Raw genomic sequence first — 26,085 nt, forward strand, 5'->3', positions numbered from 1 at the left:
AAGACTAGCTTCTCACTATATGCTAAGTCCTCTCTTTGTATTAAAAACTTGGGGTCTCAAATAATGACAACACAAAACTCTCAAACTGCACAATTACAAGACTTAGGAAGAGAGCATCTGCTTCCCCCCTTTACTGATTATCAACAGTTAAATGCCAAAGGTGCGCGCATTATTAAGCAGGCCAAAGGGGTTTACTTATGGGATACAGAAGGTAACAAGATTCTTGATGGCATGGCAGGGCTTTGGTGTGTCAACGTGGGTTATGGCCGCAAAGAATTAGCAGAAGCTGCTTACAAGCAAATGCTTGAACTACCCTACTACAATCTTTTCTTTCAAACTGCTCATCCCCCTGCTATTGAACTAGCAAAAGCAATTACTGAGTTAGCGCCTGAAGGCATGAACCATGTATTTTTTACAGGTTCAGGCTCAGAATCAAATGACACAGTGGTGCGTATGGTGCGCCATTATTGGGCAACCAAAGGACAACCTGAAAAACAAATTATTATCAGTCGTGTCAATGGTTATCATGGCTCAACTGTTGCAGGGGCTAGCCTTAGTGGTATGCCTGCAATGCATAAACAAGGGGGCGTATTATCTGGCATAGAACATATAGCGCAACCTTATTGGTATGGTAGTGACCGCACTAAATCACCTGAAGAATTTGGCATTTGGGCTGCTGAGCAATTAGAGCAAAAGATTCAAGAAATTGGTGTTGAAAAAATAGCAGCCTTTATTGCAGAACCTATTCAAGGTGCAGGTGGCGTTATTATTCCACCAACTACTTACTGGCCAAAAGTTAGAGAAATCTTAGCTAAATACGATATTCTTTTTGTTGCCGATGAAGTGATCTGTGGCTTTGGTCGTACAGGCGAATGGTTTGGTAGCCAATACTTTGGCAATCAGCCTGATTTAATGCCTATTGCCAAGGGTATAACCTCTGGTTACTTACCCATGGGTGGCGTTATTGTACGTGATGAAATAGTTGAAGTTCTGAATCAGGGTGGTGAATTCTATCATGGTTACACTTACTCTGGACACCCTGCTTCGGCGGCCGTTGCTTTAGAAAACATCAATATTCTTAAAAATGAAAATATTTTAGAGCATGTTAAAAGTGATATAGCTCCCTATCTATTAGAGAAATGGACGCAGTTAGCGGATCATCCATTAGTCGGAGAAGCAAGAGCACTTGGCATGGTGGGTGCATTAGAATTAGTGAAAAATAAACAAACAGCAGAACGTTTTGCAGGTGGCAATACGGGCATGATGTGTCGTGAACACTGTTTTAACAATGGCCTTGTTATGCGTGCTGTTGGCGATACTATGATTATTGCACCACCCCTTGTAATTACTAAAACTGAAGTTGATGAATTGATTGAAAAAGCAGTGAAATGTTTAGATTTAACTTGGCAAGATGCTAAGGCAAAATAAAAGTGTTACACAATAAGAATTTTCTAGTGTTGTGTGTAAAGAAAAACTATAATGTGCCGATTATTTCTTGTAAGTAATTTCACATTAATAAGCTACTTAGTAATACCTACTAAGTGTAACTTTTGGCAGGCAATTTTATCTTTATTGGGGAATTAGCCATGATGAAATTTTTTAAAAAAACACTTCTCGCCACTTCTATTACTATTGTAGCTACAGGTATGGCCTATGCTGCTGATGATGTATTACATGTCTATAACTGGTCTGACTATATTGCACCAGATACTATCAGCAAGTTTGAAAAACAAACAGGCATCAAAGTTGTTTATGATGTATTTGATAACAACGAAATCGTAGAAGCTAAATTAATTGCTGGCAACTCTGGCTATGACATTGTGGTGCCTTCTAATGCCTTTTTAGCAAAACAAATTAAAGCAGGTTTATACCAACCATTAGATAAATCAAAATTACCAAACTGGAAAAACTTAAACCCTACCCTAATGAAAGCGTTAGAGGTTAATGATCCAGAAAATAAATACGCTGTGCCTTATATGTGGGGTACTATTGGTATTGCCTACAACGTTGATAAAGTAAAAGCAGCCTTAGGTGATAATGCACCAACTGATTCTTGGGATTTAGTATTCAATGTTGAAAACATGAAAAAACTAAAATCTTGCGGTGTTGCATTCCTAGATTCACCTACAGAAATGCTACCTGCTGCCATGAAATACTTAGGCAATGACCCTACCGCTACAGATACCACTCATATTAAAGACGCTCAAGAATTATTCTTGAAGATTCGTCCTTATGTGGCCTACTTCCATTCGTCTAAAAATATCTTAGACTTAGCTAATGGTAATATCTGTGTATCTGTAGGCTATTCAGGTGATTTACAGCAAAGTAAAGTACGCGCCAAAGAAGCAAAAAATGGTGTAAATATTCAATACAACATTCCTAAAGAAGGGGCTGCTAGCTTCTTTGATATGATGGCTATCCCTAAAGATGCACCAAATCCAGAGGCTGCGCATAAATTTATCAACTTTATTATGCAACCTGAAATTGCTGCTGAAATCACTAATTATGTACGCTTCCCTAATGCTAATAGTGCAGCAACACCTTTAGTAGCAGAAGATATCCGTAATGATCCTGGTATCTATCCAACGGATGCAGTAATGGAAAAAATTTATACTTTCCCATTACTACCATTGAAAACACAACGTGCAATGGTAAATAGTTGGACAAAAGTTAAAACTAGTAAATAAACCTAACTAGTCCCAAGTACACAAAGAGAGTAATAAGTTAATCATACAACTTATTACTCTTTGTCTTTTTAATATTAGTGTGGAGATTCGAAGTAATGGCTATTGCATCTAGTGCTTTCAAAAAGGCCATGACAGGTACCCAAACGCCTAAACAGGAACTGGTCAAGATTGATCGAGTGACTAAATCGTTTGATGGGACTATCGCTGTTGATAATGTAAGCCTTACCATTAACCGTGGTGAAATTTTTGCTTTATTAGGTGGTTCTGGCTCAGGAAAATCCACACTATTACGAATGCTCGCAGGTTTTGAAACCCCTACAGAAGGTCGTATCTTCTTAGATGGTCAAGATATTACCAAATTACCACCTTATGAACGCCCAATTAATATGATGTTCCAATCTTATGCGCTATTTCCGCATATGACAGTGGAACAAAATATTGCTTTTGGTTTAAAGCAAGATAAATTACCAAAAGATCAAATTAAGCAACGGGTTGAGCAAATGTTAAAACTGGTGCATATGACTCAATATGCGCACCGTAAACCTCATCAACTATCTGGTGGTCAAAGACAACGTGTGGCTTTAGCGCGTTCCCTCGCTAAACGTCCTAAGCTATTGTTATTAGACGAACCTATGGGTGCCCTTGATAAAAAACTACGCTCACAAATGCAACTAGAGCTAGTAGAAATTATTGAGAGTGTAGGTGTAACTTGTGTCATGGTAACCCACGACCAAGAAGAAGCCATGACTATGGCACAGCGTATTGCCATTATGAACCAAGGCACCATTGAACAAATTGGTAGCCCTATGGATATTTACGAAACACCTGCTACGCGCTTAGTATGCGAGTTTATTGGTAATGTAAATATGTTTGAAGGCGAGCTTGTTGAAGATGCTAGCAACCATGCTGTAATCGTCTGCCCCCAACTACCAAACCCTATTTATATTGGTCATGGTATTACTAGTCGCGCTGAAGATAAAAGAGTTACCTATGCAATACGTCCAGAAAAAGTGCTAGTTAGCCATCAAAAGCCTGAAATTGAACACCCTGATTACAACTGGACGACAGGTATAGTGTATGACATTGCCTATTTAGGCGGTCATTCTATTTACCATATCGAACTACCGTCTGGAAAGATTGTACAATCATTTATGGCTAACTCTGAACGCCATGTAAAACGTCCTACATGGGATGATCAAGTTTATCTTTATTGGGAAGATGACAGCGGTGTGGTACTACAATGAATCCTAAACTAGCAACTTACGCTAAAAGGTTAGGCCGCGGCTCTGTTATCGGCATACCCTTTTTCTGGCTACTTTTATTCTTTCTACTGCCCTTTATTATTGTATTAAAGATCAGTTTATCGGAGTCTGATTATAGCCCACCTTACCATCCCATGTTTGTATGGGCAGAAGATCAGCTATCGGTTGTTTTTAATTATTTTAGCTTTGTAAGTATTGTGCAAGATGATGATTGGGCTTACCTAGACCCTTACCTTGCCATGCTAAAGCTAGCCTTTACTAGTACCTTGCTGTGCTTGCTACTAGGCTATTTTATTGCTCGTGCAATAGCAAAACTACAAGACAGAAAGCTACAAAATACTTTACTTTGGCTTATTGCAACACCCACCCTATTAACCATATTTTTGCATGGCTATGCTTCTTATACAGGTAACACCTTAGCCGCTACAGGTATTGTTAATAATTTTCTGATGCAGTTGGGTATTATTAGTGAACCCCTTACAATTTTAAATAATAGTATTTTTATTTATCTTAGTATTGTAATCACCCATCTATCACTAGCTGTTATTCCTGTATTTTTCCAGCTTAATCAACGTGAATACAGTAATGATTTTGTTATCAAGAAAAGCCGTCTTTCTCATTTACCAAGAATGGGCTTAATCATTGGTGCATTATTAGTCTTTATTTGTGTTATTGGTAAATACTTAATTCCTAATCCATTGGGTTTTGAACAATTTGAAAGCTCAAGTTATTTAACACCTTATTTAAACTCTGTTGAATTAGCTTTCTTTAGTACATTGTTTTGTTTACTAATCGGTTATCCAATGGCCTATGCTATTGCCAGAGCGCCTAAAAGTACGCAAGCTGTACTTATATTATTGATTATTATGCCTACATGGACAGCTTTACTGATTCGTGTTTATGCATGGATGACTATTCTAGGCAATGGTAATAATGGCTTACTCAACCAATTGTTAATGGGGCTAGGCATTATTAATTCCCCCATTGAAATACTCAATACCTATATCGCTGTTTATATTGGGGTAGTTTATGCCTACTTACCCTTTATGGTATTACCTTTATATGCCAACTTAGTAAAGCATGACCACTCGCTACTCGAAGCAGCGGCAGATTTAGGTACTCGAAGCCTTGCAGCATTCTGGAAAATTACCGTACCACTTTCTAAAAACGGTATTATAGCTGGTTGTATGTTGGTGTTTATTCCTGTCATTGGTGAATTTGTAATTCCTGAATTACTCGGTGGTTCAGAGTATCAACTGATTGGTCAAACTATTTACCGCGAATACTTTAGTAATAACGATTGGCCTAAAGCAGCTGCCTTAGCGGTGATTATGCTTGTGCTACTGATTATCCCTATTCATTTATTTAATCGTAACCAATCTAAACAACTGGAGGCCAACTGATGAAGAATCGTTTTAACTTCACCAATATGATGTTGGTTTTAGGATTGCTATTTATCTATCTACCGATGGTTATCTTAGTTGTTTACTCCTTTAATGCCTCCAAAATGGTAGTGGTTTGGGAAGGTTGGTCTACTAAGTGGTATCGTGATTTATCTGATAGTAGCGATCTTATAGCAGCCCTATTTCGCTCTTTAGAAGTAGCTTTTTATACCTCTATTAGTGCAGTAGTTATAGGTACGTTAGCCGCTTTTGTACTTACCCGTATGGACTATTTCAGAGGCCGTTCATTCTTTGCAGGAATGGTAACAGCACCGCTAGTCATGCCTGAAATTATTACTGGTTTCTCCTTACTATTATTATTTATGGCAATCAATGAGTTTTTTGGTTGGCCAAGTAAAGGATTAATCAATATTTGGATCGCCCATACTACCTTTTGTACAGCTTATGTAGCTATTCTGGTATCTTCTCGATTAAGAGAGTTAGATCGTTCTTTAGAAGAAGCCTCAATGGATTTAGGTGCGCCACCTTGGAAAACCTTTATCTTTATTACTATTCCGATGATAGCCCCCTCTTTATTTGCAGGTGCTATGCTTTCTTTTGCATTATCATTAGACGATGTGGTATTAGCTAACTTCTTATCAGGTCCTGGTTCTACGACTTTACCTGTGTATATCTTCTCAAAAGTAAGATTAGGTGTTGACCCACAAATTAATGCGATTGCTTCGATTATTCTTCTAGTAATATCAACCTTTACTTTAGCCGCATGGTTTATTAATAGACGGATCGATAAAAAGCGTAAAACTGTATCCTAAACAAAAAGGGAAGTTTAAACTTCCCTTTTTTATATCATTTATTCCAATCTCTGGCTCGTAAGCGACCTGTTTCATAGTAATTTGAAACCAGATCAATAAAATCTTTCATATCGCCATTTTCAACCACTAATCGATTAACTGTTTGCCAGTCTATATCTTGCTTAGAACGGGCAGGAATTAAAATTTCTGATTCAGATAAATCCGCTATATTTAATACAATCACCCCAATACCATGTAAAGCAGATAACATTCTTAACTCATCTTCTGTGCCATCACCAGCAATGGCTGTACAGACTAAATAGCCCTCATTAGCCCAAGTGGAATTACTGACTGCTTGGAAAAAATACTCTCTTACATTCGCCCTAGTTAACCCTTTCTTAACCTCAAATGACCATAGCCTTGTACTTTGCCCATCGCCTTTTAGAACACAAGTGCGTACTAATTGATCCCAAACTTCGGCAACAGGTTGCATAGCGACAATATCAGGATGTAGCCATTTATTAGCATTTATACCATAACGGTTACTAGAACGTTTTTCATTAATACGCATGCAATACAGCTTCTGCTCGCTACTTAAATACTGCATTAATATAGGATAAAGATCTTGCTCAGATAACAATGATTGTTTTTCTTTAGTTTGCTTAACAGCATCTTGTTCTATCGCTGCAATATCATCGGCAATAATAGAATTTACTAGACCTGTTGTTTCACTTTCATCAAACCAATAAACACGAGGCTTAGGTTTATCTTGCCAACGAATTTTCTTATTTTTCTTTATAATTTGATCTTTTTGAGCACCTATTTCTGCAACAATCTGCTGAATAAAATCTTGCTCTGTTTCAAAACGATCATTATTTCGTTTATCTTGATAATCTTCTGGATATCGTTCAATAATCGCTTTAGCGATTTCCCTAGCTGTAAACTTTTGATTAGGATGTTCAGCTAACCAAGTAGCAATCTTTTGAGTTTGTGATTGTTTACTCATCATCCATTACCCTTTTACTCTATAATTCTTTTATTACTGAGATTTAGCTGTTCAATATATCATATTCATCACTGCTAAGTCAGAAACAGTTATACTATACACTTTATAAAATATCTATTAGGTTTCACTTGCCATGTCTGATCAGTTTGAAATTATCCTTACCTGCCCTAAAAGCCTTGAAAGTCTTCTTAAAGATGAAGCGAGTGAGTTAGGTTTATTAGAAGCTAAAGAAAGGATAGCCAATGTGCAAGGGTTGGCAGATATGGAAACAGCTTATCGGTTATGTATTTGGTCTCGTTTAGCTAATAGAGTTCTTTTAGTATTAAAGCGTTTTCCTGTCAAAAATGCGCAAGAGCTTTATGATGGTATTTATCATATCGATTGGCGAGATCATTTAGAGCCAACAGGTAGCTTAGCTATTGAGTTTACAGGTAAAGGCAGCGGTATTGATAATACTCACTTTGGTGCCCTGAAAGCAAAAGATGCCATTGTGGATAGACTTAGAAATAAACGTGGTGAACGCCCATCTATTGATAAGCTATACCCAGATATTCGTATCCATGTCCGTTTAGAACGTGGTGAAGCAACCGTTTCTATTGATCTATCAGGGCAAAGCCTACATCAGCGTGGTTATCGTTTACAACAAGGTGCTGCACCTTTAAAAGAGAATTTAGCAGCGGCTATTCTAATTCGTGCTGGCTGGCCTAAAATTGCAGCAGAAGGCGGTGCATTAGTTGACCCTATGTGTGGGGTAGGCACTTTAGTCATTGAAGGCGCGATGATGGCGGCAGGTGTTGCACCAAACTTATACCGTGAACATTGGGGCTTTACTCATTGGTTAGGTGATATTCCTAGTATTTGGAAACGTGTCTATCAAGAAGCACAAGAACGTTCAGAAGAGGGTTTAGCCAAACCACCATTATGGATTCGTGGTTATGAAGCAGACCCTCGTTTAATTAAACCTGCCCACAATAATATTGCACGGGCTAATTTAGATCGTTGGATTAATATCTATCAAGGTGACCTTGCCACATTTGCGCCTCATCCAGATAAAGGCCAAAAAGGATTAGTAGTATGTAACCCTCCTTATGGTGAACGATTAGGTGATGAAGCTAGCTTACTCTATCTTTACCAACATTTTGGTGAGGCTTTAAGAGCTGAATGCCAAGGTTGGCAAGCAGGTATTTTTACAGGTGCGCCTGAATTATGTAAGCGGATGGGCATTCGTAGCCATAAGCAATACGCTTTCTATAATGGCACTATACCTTGTAAGTTAGTATTAATGGATATAGTGCCTGAAAAGTTTGTGGTACAACATACTGAACAGCAACAGCCAACTACTACTGATAATAGACAAGCGGCTATGCTATCAGAGGGCGCGCAAATGTTTGCTAATCGTTTAGAGAAAAACAAAAAACAACTCGCTAAATGGGCTAAGCAACAAGATATTAGCTGTTATCGCTTATACGATGCAGATATGCCTGAATATGCCTTGGCCATTGATATTTATAACGATTGGGTACATGTGCAAGAGTATGCACCTCCAAAAACCATTGATCCAGAAAAAGCACAAACTCGCTTGTTAGATGCTCTTTCAGCTATTCCTCAAGTATTGGATATTGAACCTGAAAAAATTGTGATTAAACGGCGTGAACAGCAAAAAGGTAAACGCCAATACGAACGGCAAAATAGTGAAGGCCACTTTATGGAAGTGGCAGAGGGTGGCGTTAAATTACTCGTTAATTTAAAAGACTATTTGGATACAGGTCTATTTCTAGACCATCGCCCTATGCGATTACGTATTCAGCAAGAAGCGCAAGGTAAACGTTTTCTTAATTTATTTTGCTATACCGCCACAGCCAGTGTTCATGCTGTAAAAGGCGGAGCTAGAACTACAACCAGTGTTGATCTTTCAAAAACTTATTTAGAATGGGCTAAACGTAATTTACTATTAAATGGCTATTCTGAACGGCAAAGGCTTATTCAAGCAGATGTGATGGAATGGCTAAAGAATGAGAAAGAAGAATACGATCTAATCTTTATTGATCCCCCTACCTTTTCCAATTCAAAACGTTTTGAGGGGGTGTTTGATATTCAACGAGATCATCCTAAATTAATTGAATTGGCGATGAATCGTCTATCTGATAAAGGCACCGTCTACTTCTCCAATAACTTTAGAAAATTTGAGTTAGATAAGTGTTTACAAGAAGAATACCAAATAGAAGAAATATCTGAACAAACTATAGATATAGATTTTAAACGCAATAATAAAATTCATCGAGCATGGCAAATTACTAAAAAATAACTTATTGGTATATTGCAAAGGATTAAAGAATGAAAGGAGTATCATTTTTTAAGTTAGATTCATATTTAATGAAAATAATCTGTATGTTATTGGTTATTTTATTGGTTTATTTAATGACCTATAAATGGCTACATGGTATATCTACCATGCGGCAGTTTAATTTATTTTTATATGTTGGGCTAGAAATTATTATATCTCTTTCTATAGTTATACTTATTTTGGCTAAAAAACCGTTCAAAAATAAAATAATTAAATTTATTGCTTATTTTTTATTGGGTTGGCTTGCGGATATAGTATTTGCAAATACCTACTACAATATTTATTTCTATTATCAGTATGGTTTTATAAAATTAAAACACTTTGAAATATTTATGCACTGGGAATATTACTTATTAATGCTAGTTAATCTATGCTGGCTACAATGTTTAATATTTGGCAGTTTTTTTGAGTTATATAGCAAATATATGAAAACTAGCCTTACTAACTTAAATTAACACTAATAATTTATAACACCCGCCACTTTTCCTAGATAACCACATCCCTGAAAGGTTTGGAAATTAATCGTTAGAATAGCCCGCATGGAATAAATATCGCCTGTTTCTTCATCAATACATTGTTCAGGTGCAACCCATAATTGTATGGTTTGACCGTTGGCTTCAGTGGCAAAATTCATTTGCCCATCTGGTAAGCGCTCATCCATATAAGGCAACACTAATGGGCTTTGATTCATTCTTTCCAATACCAGTCCTTTTGGTGCAATACTGGTTACCCATAATGGGTTTTTACCTATGGTGCGGACAACTACACGATTGTAATCATCTTCTTTACAACCTTTATTAGCATCTATGGTAAGACGATTTAACTGTTTAACTGTAAAACTTCCTTCACTGGTAGCCGTTGGCTTATTATTAATCACCCCTATTGCATCAATAAACAAGCCGCCTTGTGCTTTTGTTAATAAGTGGCTAGCATCCATTGTAAAATTTGTATTATCATCAATTAATTGAAAACGGTCTTGTGTACCACTTGTGCAATCTGTGGCTAGCCACATACCATTTTGTTGAGTCAAAACCGCTCGTAATTGGCTTTGCCCTAAATAAGTAGGTCGTTTTACTTCATTATTCTGGCAAGCTACTAACAATAGTACAGATAATAATAAACAACAACGTTGTACTAATCTCATATACATCCCTTTCAATTTGATAATGGGTCACTCTACCTTATAGGCTTTTCTTTTAGCCAATTGATCGATAATGCTAGCGATCACTAAAACAATTAAGGATGGTATTAACCACGCTAAACTTTTATCGGCTAAAGGTAAATGAAAAAACCATTCAGGTACAGCAAAATTTGCCTCTTTTAAGCCATCTACAATACCAAATATGAATGAAACCAACACTACGGACGAAAATACATACTGTGGAAAATACCAGAACTTCTTAAAAAAGCTCATCATCACTAATACAATACAGGGTGGATAAATAGCCACTAGAACAGGTGCTGAAACTTGAATAAGTTGGGTTAAACCAATATTAGAAATAACAAATGAGAAAGTACCCACACCTAAAATAACAGCTCGATAGGGAATTGGTAATAACATTGAAAAATAAGCACCACAAGCTGTAGTAACCCCAATTGCAGTCACAATACAAGCAATACCAATAATAAAGCCTAGAAAAATAGCACCAAAACTACCAAAGGTATGATCTACATAAGCATGCAATACTACAGCGCCATTTGTAGCATCTGGAGCAATTGCAGGGCTATTATTGCCTAGTTTAAATAAGGTAATATAAAGTAATGCTAATCCAATACCTGCAATCAACCCAGCATAAATAGTATAGCGAGTTAATAGTTTATCAGAGGTGACACCTCTTGCTTGAATAGCATTAATAATAACAATCCCAAAAGCTAGAGAAGCTAATGTATCCATCGTTAAATAACCATTCACAAAGCCTTGTGCAAAAGCAGCTGTTTGATAAGTTTGGGTAGCTTCTGCAATATTTCCAGCGGGATAAGCAAATGCAGCAATACCCAATATAATTAAGGCTACAATTTTTAAGGGAGCTAAGATATGCCCCACTGTATCCAGTAACTTTCCAGGATGTAATGAAATAAAAATAACTGCAATAAAATAAATCAGACTATAAATAAATAAAGCTAACTGCTGGTATTGCTCATAAGCGCCACCTTTAAGCAAGGGAAACACCCCTACCTCAAAAGACACGGTGGCTGTTCTAGGGCCTGCAAACAAAGGACCAATTGCTAAATAACAAACAACGGTTAAGATAATCCCCGCTGTTTTGCCAATAGGCTGGCTCAATTTAGCCATTGAACCGCCTACTTTTGCCATCGCTACAATGGTGATAACAGGTAGCGTTACCCCTGTTATTAAAAACCCTGCTGCCGCCAACCAAACATTATGCCCAGCTTGTAACCCAATAAAAGGAGGGAAAATAATATTTCCTGCCCCCACAAACAAAGCAAAGGTCATAAAACCCAATGCTAAGATATCTCGTGTTTTCAATGTATTCATTAAAGGCTATACCACATTAAATGGAAACTATTTAGCAAAAACTGCATAAATAATGCTGTGAATTATTTTCGAAAATAACTCAAGTCATTAATAAAACTGATAAATATAACAGAATTTGTTAATCATTGTGACTTTATTGCAACCCTAAAGTGCAACCAATGTGCTAAAAAGGTTGCAATTGAGGCTAAATAACAGATAATTTTTTTAGTAGCTAGGTTATAACTAGTAGCAGTGATTAGCCTAATCAATATTGCTAGTTTCTTTTGAAAACTAGCAATAAGGGTACAAGAAGATAAACAATAGACAGGTAATTAACTATAAAGTGCCAAATAATATAAATATAGCTATCCACCTAAATAAGCATTACGTACTTCAGGATCAGTTAATAGATCATGACCACTGCCTTGCATAACAATATGACCATTTTCTAACACATATGCGCGATCTGCTAATTTCAGCGCCTGATTCGCATTTTGTTCCACTAAGAAAACCGTAACACCCTCTTCCCGCAACTGCTCAATAATGGCAAAAATCTGTTGAATAATAATGGGTGCTAAACCTAATGAAGGTTCATCTAACAATAATAATTCTGGTTTACTCATCATCGCTCGGCCAATGGCTAACATTTGCTGTTCACCGCCCGACATGGTTCCTGCACGTTGTGTAAAACGTTCCTTTAGACGTGGAAACAAAGTTAATACTTTGTCCATTTGCTCATCATAATCTTTACTGCTGGCAAAAAAACCACCCATCGCCAAGTTTTCTTCAACGGTTAAACGTGAAAATACCCGACGCCCTTCTGGAACAATAGCAATACCCTGCCGCATAATATGATGCGTAGGTTGCCCCACTAACTCTGCCCCTTTATAGACAATACTGCCACTCTGCGCCCTTGGTGAACCACAAAGCGTCATTAATAAAGTAGATTTACCTGCACCATTAGCACCAATCAAAGTAACAATTTCGCCCTTTTCAACACTAATAGAAACATCATGTAGTGCTTGGATTTTGCCATAAAAGGTAGAAACTTGATTAATCGTTAACATTATTCTTCCCCCAAATAAGCTTTAATCACTTCGGGGTTATTACGCACCTCTTCAGGTAAACCTTCAGCCAATGGCTTACCTTGATTAATCACCACAATATAATCTGAAATAGTCATCACTAATTTCATATCATGTTCAATTAATAACACGGTTACATTGTAGTCATCACGTAATAAGGCGATTAACTCTTTTAAATCTTCTGTTTCTTTAGGGTTTAAACCAGCAGCAGGCTCATCTAGCATTAATATTTCTGGCTTGGTCATCATACAGCGAATAATTTCAAGACGACGCTGTTGCCCATAAGCCAACGTACCTGCTGTACGATTAGCCACATCAATTAAGCCTACTTTTTCTAACCATTGGCTGGCATACTCTAACGCTTGACGCTCACTTCTGCGGTAACTAGCTGTTTTTAAAAGACCACCAATAAAACTAGTATTTAAATGGCGATGTTGCGCAATCAACAAGTTTTCAATAGCGGTCATTTCAGAGAATAAGCGCACATTCTGAAAGGTTCTAACCACACCTTTACGCGCCACCTTATGACCCGCTAATCCTTGAATTTGCTCCCCTTTTAATGTGATAGTACCACTTGTGGGCTTATAAAATCCTGTTAAGCAATTAAATACCGTCGTTTTACCTGCACCATTAGGGCCAATTAAAGAAAGAATTTGTTTTTGCTTAACGTTAAAACCTACTCCATCAACCGCTAATAAACCACCAAAGCGCATCGCTAAATCTTTAACTTCTAATATCACTGGACTCATCGGCGCTTTAACTCCAGATGGGGTCTTTGCATAGGTAGTAAACCCTGTGGACGCCAAATCATAATAACAATCATACTAAGCCCAAAAATCAACATACGGTATTCTTGGAACTCTTGCATATTTTCTAACATTCCCATAAAAATAGCGGCCAGAATAACCCCAAGTTGTGAGCCTAATCCACCTAACACCACAATAGCAAGAATCATGGCTGAGCCTAGAAAGGTAAAATCGCCTGGATAAATGGTGCCTTGTTTAGCGGCAAAAATACAACCTGCCAAACCAGCAAAACTAGCGCCAATGGTAAAAGCAGAAAGTTTAATTAAAGTAGGATTCAACCCCAAAGCACGACAAGCAATTTCATCTTCACGCAATGCTTCCCAAGCTCTGCCAATAGGCATACGAATTAAGCGATTAATCACAAATAAAGCAAGCAACACAAATAGCAGTAGAATAAGATAGATAAAGATCATCCTGTAATCACTGCTGAACTTTATTCCAAAAAACTCATGAAAGGTAGTTACTCCTTCTGGTGCTCGCCTACTAAAAGCAAGGCCGAAGAAGGTAGGCGCATCTACTGACATTCCCCTAGGGCCATTAGTAAATTGGGTTAGGTTATTCAGTAAAATTCGAATAATCTCACCAAAGCCTAAGGTAACAATAGCTAGATAATCACCTCGTAACCTTAAGACAGGAAAACCTAATAATAAACCAAAAACAGCTGCTGCTAATCCCGCTAAAGGTAAAGATGCCCAAAAACCAAGACCTGCAAACTCCATTAAAAATGCATAGGTATAGGCGCCTACAGCATAAAAGCCGATATAACCAAGATCTAATAAACCTGCCAAACCTACCACAATATTTAGCCCTAAACCCAATAAAGCATAAATAAGAATAGTAGTAGCTGTGGTCATGATTACCTTAGACCCCATAAAAGGAATAAGGAATGCCACAATAATTAACGCCAGCATTAGCCATATTTGGGTTGACTGCATGGTTAATTTAGCTTTAAGGCGAAGGGGGATAAATGAGGAGTTGGGATGACGTGGAAATTTAGTGGTTAACAGATCGCGAATAATACACCAAATAAACATGGCTAGCGCAGTCATCGCAATCAGCCATAGGGTTTTAGCATCAGCACCTTCGACAACAAAGCCGACTCCTTGCTTTGTTAATTTAAGACCAAACACCGAGTAAGCTAAAATAACCACTAATAAGGCATTAATAAACGCCATACGAATGGATTTATTCATACCTTTTCTACCTCTGGGCGACCTAATATGCCTGTTGGCCTAAATAATAAGATAAGCACTAATAAACTAAAGGCCACCACATCTTTATATTGGTCTCCCAAAATATCGCCACCAAAAGCTTCAGCCACTCCCAATACTAAACCACCTAGCATTGCACCAGGAATGCTGCCAATACCACCTAATACAGCTGCAGTAAAGGCTTTTATACCTGCCAAAAAGCCCATATTGGTATTAATCACTCCATATTGCATACCTAGTAAAACAGAGGCAACTGCCGCTAACATGGCACCAATCACAAAGGTTGAAGAAATAACCGTATTAGTATTAATACCTAATAAATTAACCATCTTCATATCTTGTGAACAAGCACGACAGGCACGCCCTAAACGCGACTTAGCAATAAACAGACTAAGGCTAATCATGGCAATTAGCGTCACTACCCAGATAAATAATTGCATATAGGAGATCATTAACTGCCCCCCTGCTAGCTCTAAATTACCTGAAATAAGAGGTTGAATAGATTTATCGTCTGTACCTTGACCTAATTTTACATAGTCTTGTAAAAAAATAGACATACCAATAGCAGTAATCAACGGAATCAAACGGTTACTACCACGTAAGGGGCGATAAGCCACCCGTTCAATACTATAACCATAGGTACAGGTGACAATCATACTAACAATAAAAGCACCTATAATTAATAATGGTACGCTTTCTAAACCCATCATACTAAGGCCTAGCAAAGCAATAAATGCTATATAAGAACCTATCATATACACTTCGCCATGGGCGAAGTTAATCATACCTATAATGCCATAAACCATTGTGTAGCCAATGGCTATTAATGCATAGGTACTTCCTACAGTTAAACCATTTATTAACTGCTGCAGATAATGGTAATAATCCATAGTGAACCTTATTTAATTTTTATATTACGACTAGTCAAAATCCTATAAAAAGTAGGTAAACTTGCTACCTACTTTTATAAATAAATTATTTGGCTAGTGTCTTACTACCATCTTTATGCCATTCATACACAGAGAATTGGAAACCATTAATATCACCTTTCTTATCAAAAGAGATATTCTCACCCAATACTAGATTAAATTTCTCACTATGAATTACGTCAGCTACTTCTTCTGTATCAGTTGATTTAGCTTTTTCAATACCTTGCGCAATCACTTGTACAGCTGCATAAGCAGGTAATACAAAGGCGCCTGCCGCATCTACTTTTCTCGCTTTTAATGCTTCCACTACAGTAGCATTACGTGTATCACTATCTACTGATCTTGGTAAGGTAACTAATAATCCTTCAGAAGCTTCACCAGCAATAGCTGATAACATTGGATTACCAGCACCCTCAGGCCCCATGAATTTTGCATCCAAGCCTTTTTCTTTAGCTTGGCGAAGTAACATACCTAATTCTGGATGATAGCCACCAAAATAAACAAAATCTACATTCTCACGTTTTAATTTAGTAATTAAACTAGAGAAATCTTTATCGCCTACATTAATACCTTCAAAGGTAATTACTTTAACGCCTTTTGCTGACACTACATCTTTAAACGCTGTAGCAACGCCTTCGCCATATTGTTGTTTATCGTGGATAACAGCCACTGCTTTCGGCTTAACTTTTTCTGCAACATAACTAGCGGCTACAGGTGCTTGCATATTATCTAAACCGATAGTACGAAATATCATTTGATAGCCACGCTGAGTAATTTCTGGCGCTGTAGCCGATGGCGTAATCATTAACACACCATCTTCATCATAAATATTAATAGCTACTTGAGTAGGGCCTGAACAAGTATGGCCGACAACAAATTTAACACCATCATTAACAATTTTATTAGCTACTGCTACACCTTGTTTAGCATCACACATATCATCATATTTAACGGCTTCCAATTTAGCACCATTGACACCACCTGCTTTATTGATTTCATCAACAGCCGCTAATGCACCGCCAAAAACCATATCACCATATTGTACAACTGGGCCAGTTACAGGACCTACCACACCAATTTTAATAGTATCTGCAGCTAGGCTATAACCGCTCAAACCAATAAAGGCTACCGCTGTTAGTAATTTTGAGAAATGATTCATTCGATAAACCCCGTTAAATTTATTTATTTTGTGCCTATTCAATTGATTTATATAGAATAAGCAATTTAAACTTTAGAAAACATAAACAATTAACTTTTTCCATGATTATCTTCATTTAATTGTTATATTCATTTTTAACTTTACTTAGCTATCATAACAAAAAGATACACTACCTATGCAGTGGAATTTTATAAACATACTAGAGTAAACTGATAACTATATAATCTTATAAGGAATTATTTATTTTGGCAAAAACTATCTTTATTACTGGCTGTTCAAGTGGCATTGGATTGACCTCAGCGCATTATTTAAAGAGCCTTGGTTTTAGGGTCATAACCTCATGCCGTAAGGAAAGTGACTTTCATAATTTACAACAGCAAGGCTTTGAAGTTGTGTTACTGGACTTGGATAACAGTGAAAGTATCAATCAAGCTAGCCTACAAATAGCAGCAATGAGCCAAGGTAGACTTTACGGCCTATTTAATAATGCGGGTTTCGGTATTTATGGCCCTTTACAAGAAATCAGCCGCCAACAACTAGAACAACAGTTTGCTACTAATGTATTTGGTTTACATGAGATAACCAATAAACTATTACCATTGATGCTACCGCATAATGAAGGGCGTATTGTACAAACTAGCTCGGTAATGGGATTTGTTGCCACCGCAGGACGAGGGGCTTATGCTGCTAGTAAATATGCTGTAGAAGGTTTAACTGATGCATTGCGTTTAGAATTACATGGCACAGGTATAAAAGTTAGTTTAATTGAGCCAGGCCCAATCCACACATCATTTTCTAAAAATGTAAATCAAGTGGATGAAGAAAATAAGGTGGTAAATCCAAGCATTGCGGCTAAATTTTCATTAACAGCAGATGATGTTATGCCCTATTTAAAACATGCTTTCACCCATCCTAGACCGAAAATTCGTTATCGAATTACGCTGATTAGTAAAAGTATGTGGCTTGCCAAACGCTTATTACCTAGTAGTTGGCTAGATAAGATCTTATTAATGAAATAATTGCGTAGCTTACACTTACAAAACCATAAGCTACTACTTAGCTGTTGCTATATAATTTTAGACGAGGCGAATGACTGAAAACAGTACAACTAGTACGGCAAAGTCATTCAACGACGTATAAAAATATAGAGCAATAGCTATATATTATTTATGCACCTATTGGCAATACCGTCCTACCATATTGCTCATTGAGCACCTCCGCCATTGCTAGATAAATGGCACTAGCACCACAAATAATTCCCTCAAAACCAGCAATTATGAGAATTGTTTTACTACCAATAATATTGCCTATTGCTAATAAAAAGAACAGTACCACTAAACTACCGAACACAAATTGTATGGTGCGATTACCATTTAATGTACCAAAGAACATAAACAAGGTAAAAATACCCCATAGTCCTAAGTAAATACCTAAAAAGCTTGAGTCTGTTGCAGAAATAGCACCTGATAAAGGTAAATACCAAATACCTACTAATGTTAACCAAAAACATCCATAGGAAGTAAAAGCTGTAGCACCAAACGTATTACCTTTTTTATACTCCAATATCCCAGCAATAATTTGCGCAATACCCCCATAAAAAATACCCATTGCGACAATGGCAGTTACTGCGGGGAAAAATCCTGCATTATGAATATTTAATAACACGGTGGTCATTCCAAAACCCATTAAACCTAATGGCGCTGGATTCGCTAATGTCGTTGTTGTCATCTTTTTTATAAACCTCTTTATTATTTTAAAAATTACTTAGTTTTTTACAATGCATCGTTATTATTTTTATCGCTGATTATATGGTTATAATCATTGATTCAGTTTATTAGATTAAAGTTTTAGATGCAATCTTTAATGATTCTAATTAACTAAAAATAGAGGTTATAAACTATTGAAGAAGTAGAAAAAGCTCAGCAAGACAAACGTTATCACTAAAAAAAATCTTACTCAATAGGCCTAAATAAAAATACCAGAAGATGACTTCTGGTATTTTTTTATCTTTTTAATTATCAAATTAATTAGTGTGAAACTGCACCACTTGCACCTATACCCGTTTGTGAACGAATAAACTGTGGTAAGAAACGTGCACGCTCTTGATTGGCTTGGACAGATCTATCAGTCACAGAGAAAATCCACACCCCCATAAAGGCAACAAACATAGAGAATAAAGCAGGATATTCATAAGGGAAAATTGCTTTTTCATGGCCTAATATTTGTACCCATACAGTTGGCCCTAAGATCATCAATACTACAGCTGTCGCTAATCCTAAACCACCGCCCCAGAAAGCACCACGAGTGGTTAAGCCTTTCCAATACATTGATAAAAACAGAATAGGGAAATTACAACTAGCTGCAATCGAGAAGGCTAATCCCACCATAAAGGCAATATTTTGTTTCTCAAATAAGATACCTAATAACACAGCAACAATTCCCAATGCCAAAGTAGCTAGACGAGTTACGCGCATTTCTGTTCTTTCACTTACATTACCATTTTTCAACACGCAAGAATAAAGGTCATGAGAAACAGCAGAAGCGCCTGCTAGTGCCAAACCTGAAACTACTGCTAAGATAGTGGCAAATGCAACAGCAGAAATAAAGCCAAGGAACAAGTCACCACCCACTGCATGAGCAAGATGTACAGCAGCCATATTATTACCACCCAACAACTCACCTGTTGGCGTATGGAAAGCAGGGTTTGCTGTTACAAGCAGAATAGCACCAAAGCCGATAATAAAGGTTAAGATATAGAAGTAACCAATAAAGCCTGTTGCATAAAACACACTCTTACGCGCTTCTTTAGCACTACTTACGGTAAAGAAACGCATTAAAATATGTGGTAAACCTGCTGTACCAAACATTAATGCAAACGCTAAGGAGAATGCAGAAATAGGATCAGGTGCAAGTCCGCCAGGGAACATAATAGCATTACCTTTTGGATGTAACTCAATGGCACGACTAAATAAAGTACCTAAGTCAAAATTAACTGCTACCATTACCATAATTGCCATAAAGCTAGCACCAAATAACAGTAATACCGCTTTAATTATTTGTACCCAAGTAGTTGCTAACATACCGCCAAACAGCACATACAGCACCATTAAAATACCTACTAGCACCACAGCAATATGATAGTTTAGACCAAACAGTAACTCGATTAATTTACCTGCACCCACCATCTGTGCAATCAAATAAAGCGCTACCACGATTAATGAACTAAATGCTGATAAGGTTCGAATAGCACGCTGTTTAAGGCGATAAGAAGCTACATCGGCAAAGGTAAATCGTCCTAAATTACGCAGACGTTCAGCAATCATAAATAAAATTAGTGGCCAACCTGCTAAGAAACCAATGGAATAAATTAATCCATCGTAACCAGAAGTAAACACTAACGCTGAAATACCTAAAAACGAAGCTGCTGACATAAAGTCGCCAGCAATCGCTAAACCATTCTGAAAGCCAGTGATTTTACCTCCAGCCGTATAATGATCGGCTTTTGATGTATTCCGTTTAGCAGCCCATTTAGTAATATACAAAGTGGCTGATACAAACAGAAGAAACATTACAATTGCGGATAAATTAAGTGGTTGTTTCTCAACCACTCCGTCAATGGTGCCAGCGGCTTGTACCATCGTTGTACACAGAAGCAGAGTACTGATCTGTAATATTCTTGTTATCATTATTTTATCTCCTGCATATCTTTTAGCGCTTCGACAACTTCTTGATTTAAACGATCAAAATCACCGTTGGCTTTGTAAACATAGATTCCTGAAAGAGCAATGGCTAATAAAATCAAACCAATCCCCATTGGAATTCCATAGGTGACAGAACCACCTTCGAAAATAGGTGTTCCAACAAATTTAGGTGCATAAGCTAATAGCAGAATAAAGGTACAGTAACTCCCCAACATAATACTAGACAATACCCAAGCAAAAACTGAACGTTGTCGCACCAGTTTCTCAAAGGTAACATTAGACTCAATTTTTTGATAATGCACGGAAGCATCATCATTGTGAACGACATTTGACATATCTACTTTCCTCATAATTATTATTATTACTATTTAACAGTTCTTATTTTTATAGTTGCGTCTAAAGTATAGAGAGGAATATTTTGGTTGGTAACTGCTACATTAGTCCAATATTACTTAAATAATAAATTTATAATCCTAAAACTAAATACATTTTTGAAAACTATATATTAATTAGTCTTTTATCAAGATAATCTAATAGACAACTTAATAGAAAAACGTATGATAAGTGTGCCCTACTGTATAACAATACTTATTAACTGAATAACATGACTAAAACAACTAAAATATCTCTTATCTTAGCCATCTGTGGCTTTGCCTGCTCCATCGGTTTACGTGCTTTTGACCCTGTTATTCCTGATATAGCAATAACTTATAATGTATCTATCAAAGTAGCTTCATTGTCAGCTGCTATTTTTGCTTTAGCCTATGGCTTTGGTCAATTGCTGATGGGGCCTTTGTCTGACAAGCTAGGCCGTTATCGGGTATTAACCCTTGCCATGATAATGGTGAGCTTTTTTTCATTACTTGCTTTAGTACCTAACACTTATTTTATGCTTATCCTTAGCAGGTTTGGTGCAGGATTATTTGCTTCTGCTGTTGTCGCCAGTTCACTGGCATTATTGGGGCAACTATTCTCCGCTAACAAACGAGGAGTAGTTATCGCACGTTTTATGATGGCTGTTATTACCGCCCAACTACTAGGTGCTGTGATAATGAGCCATGTTAGCCCACACTTTGAAATTATGTTCTTAGTGCTGGCAGTATTGCCCATAATTGGATTGGTATTATTATACTCAGTACGCTATGAGCCTATTCTTAATGAACAATCACAAGGAAAACTAACAGATCATATTGGTAGTATCTTTAAACAAACACATTTACCGTTAATGGCTTTATTAGGTTTGTTAGATGGTATATTAGTGTTTGGCCCCATCCCTTATATCTCGGTAAAACTAGCTACTTTCTCAGTCAACACTGCTATTGCAGGCTATGCAATTGCCTGCTTTGCAATAGGTGGCTTAGTGTTTGCAGTGATTAGCCAATATCTTATTCGCTTACTAAAACAATCACAGTTTACGGTAGGTATTATTTGTTTATCCTTGGTATGGCTACTTATCGCCTATAGCTCCGTCTATTGGCTAATATTATTGGCCATGTTTTTAGTTGGATTATCCTTTTATATTCTACACAATATGCTGCAAGTGAATGCTAGTAACTGCTATCCACCTGCTAGGGCTAGCGCAATGTCATTATTTGCCTTTGCATTTTTTTTAGGGCAAGGAACAGGCCCCATACTATTTGGTAGTTTGGTGAATTTATTTGGTCTTAATCAAAGTTTTATCATCTTTGCTTTATCAGCATTTGTGGTAGGAATAGTAAGCTGGCCGAAGCGTTATAAAATTTCAGATCAATTATAAAATTACAGGCTCTGGCTCTAATTCAATACCAAACTTTTGCTTTACGGTTGCTTGTATTTTTTGTGAGAAGGCTAAGATATCTAGCCCTGTAGCTTTTCCATAGTTCACTAGCACAAGTGCTTGTAAAGGATAAGTACCCACCTCATTATCACGTATCCCTTTTAATCCTGCCTTATCAATTAACCAACCCGCCGCTAATTTAACATGATCATTGTCATAAGGATAAGTTACTAAATCAGGGTAGTGTTGTTGTAACTGCTTTGCCTTTTCAAGGCTAACAATCGGATTTTTAAAGAAGCTGCCAGCATTACCTATTTGCTTCGGATCAGGCAACCGCTGTTGACGTGTTTTAATTACTAAATCACTCACCTGTGCATAGCTTAATTGATCTGTTTGCTCTGGCAAACTCTGTTGTAAAGCTGCATAGCCTATATGTATCGGTGCTTTATAATCCAATTTTATTTGCACCTTGGTAATAATCCACTGCTCAGGTTGATGTTTAAATAAACTATCACGATAACTAAAACAACATTGTTCTGTAGTAAATGTATGTAAATCACCTGTTTTTCTATGCAACGCCTGTACTAAATGACAAACATCTTTAAACTCAATGCCATAGGCACCAATATTTTGCACGGGGGCGGCACCTACCGTACCATAGATGAGGCTTAAATTTTCTATACCGCCAAGCCCTTGTGCAACAGACCAACGCACTAATTCATGCCAAACAACACCTGCTGCCACTTCAACAATAGCCACTGAATCTTGCTGTTTTATAATCTCTATACCTTGAGTTTGTAACAATAACACCAAGCCATCAATATCTTTTGTAAAAACGATATTGCTGCCACCACCGATTACAGTAACCGCTAGATCATTGTTTTTTGCCCAAAGTAATGCTTGCTGTAATGTGCTAATTTCTTTTACAACAAATAGATAACGGGCTTTAACATCTATGCCAAAGGTATTAAACGGTTTTAAGGAGACATTTTCGGCAATTGCTAAATTCACAACTGTTCCTGAATACGTTTAACAATCAAATCGCAATTTGGCTCTAATTGTTCAAACATTGCTTCAAAGTCTCGTATATCACCATAATAAGGATCTGCTACTTCTGCTTTGCGTGTATCAGCGTAATTTAAAAACAAATCAACAACCGCTGTCTTTTGTGGCATCTGTTTTAATGCGATGAGATTATTGTTATCCATGCCTAAAATCACATCAAAACGCGCAAAATCTTCTGGCTGAATTTGTCTAGCACGCAATCCAGAAATATCATAACCTCTCGCTTTAGCTGTTTGTTGGGCTCTTTTATCAGGTGCTTCCCCTTCGTGCCAACCGCCTATTCCTGCTGAGTCGACAGTCACCTTATCAGCCAAACCTGCTTGTTTTAATTTTTGACGAAGTATGCCTTCTGCCGAAGGGGAACGACAAATATTCCCCAAACAAACCATTAAAATACGCACTATGCTTGTTCCACTATTTGTCTAATACGTTGTAAATCTTCCATCGTATCTACACCCGCAGGAGGTATTTCTAGCGCATCGCCCACATGGATTTTTACACCATTCCATAAGGCGCGTAATTGCTCTAGGGACTCACAACGCTCTAACCAACAAGAACCCCAATTCACATAATCATGTAAGAAGCCTGCCCGATAAGCGTAAAGACCGATATGACGACGGAAAGGAATACCCTCAGGTAAACGTTCAGGATTTTCTAACATCGCATCCCGAGCCCATGGCATAGGCGCACGGCTAAAGTTTAACGCATAGCCATGACAATCGGTGACTACCTTTACAAAATTAGGATTAAATAAACCATCTAGCTCTTTAATAGGCTCAGATAAGGTTGCAATCGCTGCTTCATTAAACAACGCGAGGTTTGCAGCCACTTGGTTGATAATACTGGCAGGTATTAAAGGTTCATCACCTTGTACATTAACCACAATATCATCATCAGCCAATCCTAACATAGTGGCTACTTCTTCTAAACGATCAGTACCTGTACGATGGTCACCACGTGTCATTAATACAGGGGCATTAAAGGCTTCACAAGCCTCTTTTATACGTGAGTCATCAGTAGCAATATAAACTTGTTTAGCGCCACTTTCTACTGCCCGCTGCCATACATGTTGTACCATGGGTTTACCTGCTATTTCTAACAGCGGCTTGCCAGGTAAACGTGTTGATCCATAACGTGCTGGAATAACAACAATAAAAGGGGTAGTCATTTAGCCAATCGCTCATCAGTCGTTAAGGTACGTGCTTCTTCAACGATCATCACAGGAATACCATCACGAATAGGATAAGCAACACCAGCCCCTTTGCTGATAAGTTCTGTTTTGTCTTTGCTAAGTTCCAAAGGTCCTTTACAAATAGGACAAGCCAATATGTCGAGTAAACTTTGATTCATTCTAATAACCTCAATAGTGAGTTACTGGCAAAATTATTTGGCTTATTATAAACAGTTTTAGCCAACAAGCTCGCTAATTTTTTGATCAAACCATTTCACAAAAGTCGTAGAAGGCGCTGTGGCCACTTCCAAATACCACCAATGCGGCTGAGCAAAACCTTTACATTTCACCGCATCTTTCTCTGTCATAATTACAGGGTATTGATCAGTAAAATCTAAACTAGTTTTATCAAAAACTGCGTGGTCTGCAAAAGGATGGGCAACTACTTTCCATCCCAATTGCTGCAACGTGTCAAAGAAACGCTGTGGATTACCAATACCCGCTACAGCGTGCAGGGTTTGTTGTGGCTTAAAGTAATCCAGTGACTGTCGCTCTCCTGTTAATACATTAATTAACTGCAGAGGTTGTAACTGCATTGCATAACCATCATCATTATCTTGCTCAGCACCATTATAAATAATGGCATCTACTGCTTGTAAACGACTGGCAGGTTCGCGTAAAGGCCCCATAGGTAAACAATAACCATTACCTAATCCTCTTGCAGCATCTATCATCACTAATTCTAAATCACGGGCTAATTGATAATGCTGTAGACCATCGTCACATAAAATAATATCTATTTTTTCAGTGGCTAGTAAATGCTTGACTGCCTCAGTTCGACTGGGATCAATTACTAAGGGAACTTGAGTTCTTTTTACAATCAATAACGGCTCATCGCCCGTTTCACTGGCTGATTGGTTTTCTGTTACACGCCATGGAAATTTAGCAGGCTTTGCGCCGTAACCACGACTCACCACTCCTACCGCTAAGCCTTTACTTCGACAGTAATCAATTAACCATAAAATCATCGGTGTTTTACCTGTTCCACCCACTGTAATATTCCCTACTACAATAATTGGAACAGGTGCTCGATAAGCTACTTTTTTACCTGAAAGGTAATCCTCGCGACGCTTTAGTGCTTGCTTAGCATATAGTTTTGAGAATGGAGCAAGCCAATAAAAAGGCTTTCTTTGCCCATACCAAGACGCCACTAAGCTATCACTAAATGACATA

23 protein-coding genes and 1 pseudogene are annotated in these 26,085 nt (G+C 37.5%); 8 read left to right on the forward strand and 16 right to left on the reverse strand.

Annotation, left to right across the window (positions count from 1 at the left end; genetic code table 11):
* Positions 1 to 63: 63 nt before the first annotated feature.
* The 5 genes and pseudogenes from JHT90_RS12060 to JHT90_RS12080 all read left to right on the forward strand — a co-directional run bounded on the left by JHT90_RS12060 (position 64) and on the right by JHT90_RS12080 (position 6,164).
* Entirely contained in the window at positions 64 to 1,428 is a 1,365-nt protein-coding gene (locus JHT90_RS12060) for an aspartate aminotransferase family protein (protein ID WP_201091293.1), read from the forward strand.
* 161 nt (positions 1,429 to 1,589) lie between these two features.
* Positions 1,590 to 2,687 carry a polyamine ABC transporter substrate-binding protein gene (locus JHT90_RS12065; RefSeq protein WP_330893083.1) on the forward strand — a complete coding sequence of 366 codons (1,098 nt, stop codon included), beginning with the start codon at positions 1,590 to 1,592 and terminating at the stop codon, positions 2,685 to 2,687.
* Positions 2,688 to 2,782: 95 nt separating this feature from the next.
* Positions 2,783 to 3,931 carry a polyamine ABC transporter ATP-binding protein gene (gene potA / locus JHT90_RS12070; RefSeq protein WP_201091295.1) on the forward strand — a complete coding sequence of 383 codons (1,149 nt, stop codon included), beginning with the start codon at positions 2,783 to 2,785 and terminating at the stop codon, positions 3,929 to 3,931.
* 746 nt (positions 3,932 to 4,677) lie between these two features.
* A pseudogene (locus tag JHT90_RS12075) lies at positions 4,678 to 5,352 on the forward strand (ABC transporter permease subunit); the annotation flags it as partial.
* On the forward strand, positions 5,352 to 6,164 hold the full coding sequence (locus JHT90_RS12080) for an ABC transporter permease subunit (RefSeq protein ID WP_201091296.1): 813 nt from the start codon (positions 5,352 to 5,354) through the stop codon (positions 6,162 to 6,164). The pseudogene JHT90_RS12075 and the gene JHT90_RS12080, both read left to right, overlap by 1 nt.
* Positions 6,165 to 6,198: 34 nt before the next feature.
* Here JHT90_RS12080 and JHT90_RS12085 read toward each other — a convergent pair whose 3' ends face one another.
* A complete protein-coding gene (locus tag JHT90_RS12085; protein WP_236253947.1) occupies positions 6,199 to 7,152 on the reverse strand; it encodes a COG2958 family protein in 954 nt (317 codons plus the stop codon).
* A gap of 130 nt (positions 7,153 to 7,282) precedes the next feature.
* Here JHT90_RS12085 and rlmKL point away from each other — a divergent pair, with 130 nt between their 5' ends.
* Positions 7,283 to 9,454 carry a bifunctional 23S rRNA (guanine(2069)-N(7))-methyltransferase RlmK/23S rRNA (guanine(2445)-N(2))-methyltransferase RlmL gene (gene rlmKL / locus JHT90_RS12090; protein WP_201091304.1) on the forward strand — a complete coding sequence of 724 codons (2,172 nt, stop codon included), beginning with the start codon at positions 7,283 to 7,285 and terminating at the stop codon, positions 9,452 to 9,454.
* 496 nt (positions 9,455 to 9,950) lie between these two features.
* Here rlmKL and JHT90_RS12095 read toward each other — a convergent pair whose 3' ends face one another.
* The 7 genes from JHT90_RS12095 to JHT90_RS12125 form a co-directional block, all read right to left on the reverse strand.
* Positions 9,951 to 10,637, reverse strand: coding sequence for a hypothetical protein (locus tag JHT90_RS12095; protein ID WP_201091306.1), 687 nt, complete (start codon positions 10,635 to 10,637; stop codon positions 9,951 to 9,953).
* Positions 10,638 to 10,664: 27 nt separating this feature from the next.
* Positions 10,665 to 11,990, reverse strand: a complete 1,326-nt coding sequence (gene brnQ / locus JHT90_RS12100; RefSeq protein WP_201091315.1) for a branched-chain amino acid transport system II carrier protein — start codon at positions 11,988 to 11,990, stop codon at positions 10,665 to 10,667.
* Between the two features lie 344 nt (positions 11,991 to 12,334).
* Complete coding sequence (locus tag JHT90_RS12105) at positions 12,335 to 13,036, reverse strand: ABC transporter ATP-binding protein (protein ID WP_201091324.1); 702 nt, start codon at positions 13,034 to 13,036, stop codon at positions 12,335 to 12,337.
* Complete coding sequence (gene livG, locus JHT90_RS12110; protein ID WP_201091325.1) at positions 13,036 to 13,803, reverse strand: high-affinity branched-chain amino acid ABC transporter ATP-binding protein LivG; 768 nt, start codon at positions 13,801 to 13,803, stop codon at positions 13,036 to 13,038. The genes JHT90_RS12105 and livG overlap by 1 nt, the downstream gene beginning before the upstream one ends.
* Complete coding sequence (gene livM, locus JHT90_RS12115) at positions 13,800 to 15,053, reverse strand: high-affinity branched-chain amino acid ABC transporter permease LivM (protein ID WP_201091326.1); 1,254 nt, start codon at positions 15,051 to 15,053, stop codon at positions 13,800 to 13,802. The genes livG and livM overlap by 4 nt, the downstream gene beginning before the upstream one ends.
* On the reverse strand, positions 15,050 to 15,961 hold the full coding sequence (gene livH / locus JHT90_RS12120) for a high-affinity branched-chain amino acid ABC transporter permease LivH (RefSeq protein ID WP_201091327.1): 912 nt from the start codon (positions 15,959 to 15,961) through the stop codon (positions 15,050 to 15,052). The genes livM and livH overlap by 4 nt, the downstream gene beginning before the upstream one ends.
* 85 nt (positions 15,962 to 16,046) lie before the next feature.
* Positions 16,047 to 17,159 (reverse strand): high-affinity branched-chain amino acid ABC transporter substrate-binding protein, encoded by a 1,113-nt coding sequence (locus JHT90_RS12125; RefSeq protein ID WP_201091328.1) that lies wholly within the window; start codon positions 17,157 to 17,159, stop codon positions 16,047 to 16,049.
* A gap of 245 nt (positions 17,160 to 17,404) precedes the next feature.
* On the opposite strand from JHT90_RS12125, the gene JHT90_RS12130 reads away from it, so the two are divergent.
* Positions 17,405 to 18,178: an SDR family oxidoreductase gene (locus JHT90_RS12130; protein ID WP_201091329.1), complete on the forward strand. Its 774-nt coding sequence runs from the start codon at positions 17,405 to 17,407 to the stop codon at positions 18,176 to 18,178.
* A 148-nt stretch (positions 18,179 to 18,326) separates the two neighbouring features.
* On the opposite strand, the gene satP is transcribed toward JHT90_RS12130, so the two are convergent.
* From satP to JHT90_RS12145, 3 genes are all read right to left on the reverse strand, one after another.
* Entirely contained in the window at positions 18,327 to 18,887 is a 561-nt protein-coding gene (gene satP / locus JHT90_RS12135) for an acetate uptake transporter (protein ID WP_201091331.1), read from the reverse strand.
* Between the two features lie 299 nt (positions 18,888 to 19,186).
* Positions 19,187 to 20,797: a cation acetate symporter gene (locus JHT90_RS12140; protein ID WP_236254121.1), complete on the reverse strand. Its 1,611-nt coding sequence runs from the start codon at positions 20,795 to 20,797 to the stop codon at positions 19,187 to 19,189.
* A 47-nt stretch (positions 20,798 to 20,844) separates the two neighbouring features.
* Positions 20,845 to 21,195 (reverse strand): DUF485 domain-containing protein, encoded by a 351-nt coding sequence (locus JHT90_RS12145; RefSeq protein WP_201091335.1) that lies wholly within the window; start codon positions 21,193 to 21,195, stop codon positions 20,845 to 20,847.
* 269 nt (positions 21,196 to 21,464) lie between these two features.
* Between JHT90_RS12145 and JHT90_RS12150 the strand changes: the two genes are divergently transcribed.
* Positions 21,465 to 22,616 carry an MFS transporter gene (locus JHT90_RS12150; protein ID WP_201091349.1) on the forward strand — a complete coding sequence of 384 codons (1,152 nt, stop codon included), beginning with the start codon at positions 21,465 to 21,467 and terminating at the stop codon, positions 22,614 to 22,616.
* Here the strand turns inward: JHT90_RS12150 and murB are convergent.
* The 5 genes from murB to lpxK are packed head-to-tail and all read right to left on the reverse strand — an operon-like array spanning position 22,611 to position 26,084.
* Complete coding sequence (gene murB, locus JHT90_RS12155) at positions 22,611 to 23,627, reverse strand: UDP-N-acetylmuramate dehydrogenase (protein ID WP_201091357.1); 1,017 nt, start codon at positions 23,625 to 23,627, stop codon at positions 22,611 to 22,613. The two genes, JHT90_RS12150 and murB, sit on opposite strands and share 6 nt — an antisense overlap.
* Positions 23,624 to 24,082: a low molecular weight protein-tyrosine-phosphatase gene (locus JHT90_RS12160; protein ID WP_201091358.1), complete on the reverse strand. Its 459-nt coding sequence runs from the start codon at positions 24,080 to 24,082 to the stop codon at positions 23,624 to 23,626. Before JHT90_RS12160 ends, murB begins: the two co-directional genes overlap by 4 nt.
* The gene (gene kdsB, locus JHT90_RS12165) at positions 24,082 to 24,849 is read right to left on the reverse strand and encodes a 3-deoxy-manno-octulosonate cytidylyltransferase (protein ID WP_201091360.1); all 768 of its coding nucleotides are present in this window, start codon (positions 24,847 to 24,849) and stop codon (positions 24,082 to 24,084) included. The genes JHT90_RS12160 and kdsB overlap by 1 nt, the downstream gene beginning before the upstream one ends.
* The gene (locus JHT90_RS12170; protein WP_201091362.1) at positions 24,846 to 25,031 is read right to left on the reverse strand and encodes a Trm112 family protein; all 186 of its coding nucleotides are present in this window, start codon (positions 25,029 to 25,031) and stop codon (positions 24,846 to 24,848) included. Before JHT90_RS12170 ends, kdsB begins: the two co-directional genes overlap by 4 nt.
* A gap of 57 nt (positions 25,032 to 25,088) precedes the next feature.
* Positions 25,089 to 26,084 (reverse strand): tetraacyldisaccharide 4'-kinase, encoded by a 996-nt coding sequence (gene lpxK / locus JHT90_RS12175; protein WP_201091364.1) that lies wholly within the window; start codon positions 26,082 to 26,084, stop codon positions 25,089 to 25,091.
* Position 26,085: the final 1 nt, after the last annotated feature.

This window comes from Entomomonas asaccharolytica (assembly GCF_016653615.1).
GTDB lineage: Bacteria > Pseudomonadota > Gammaproteobacteria > Pseudomonadales > Pseudomonadaceae > Entomomonas > Entomomonas asaccharolytica.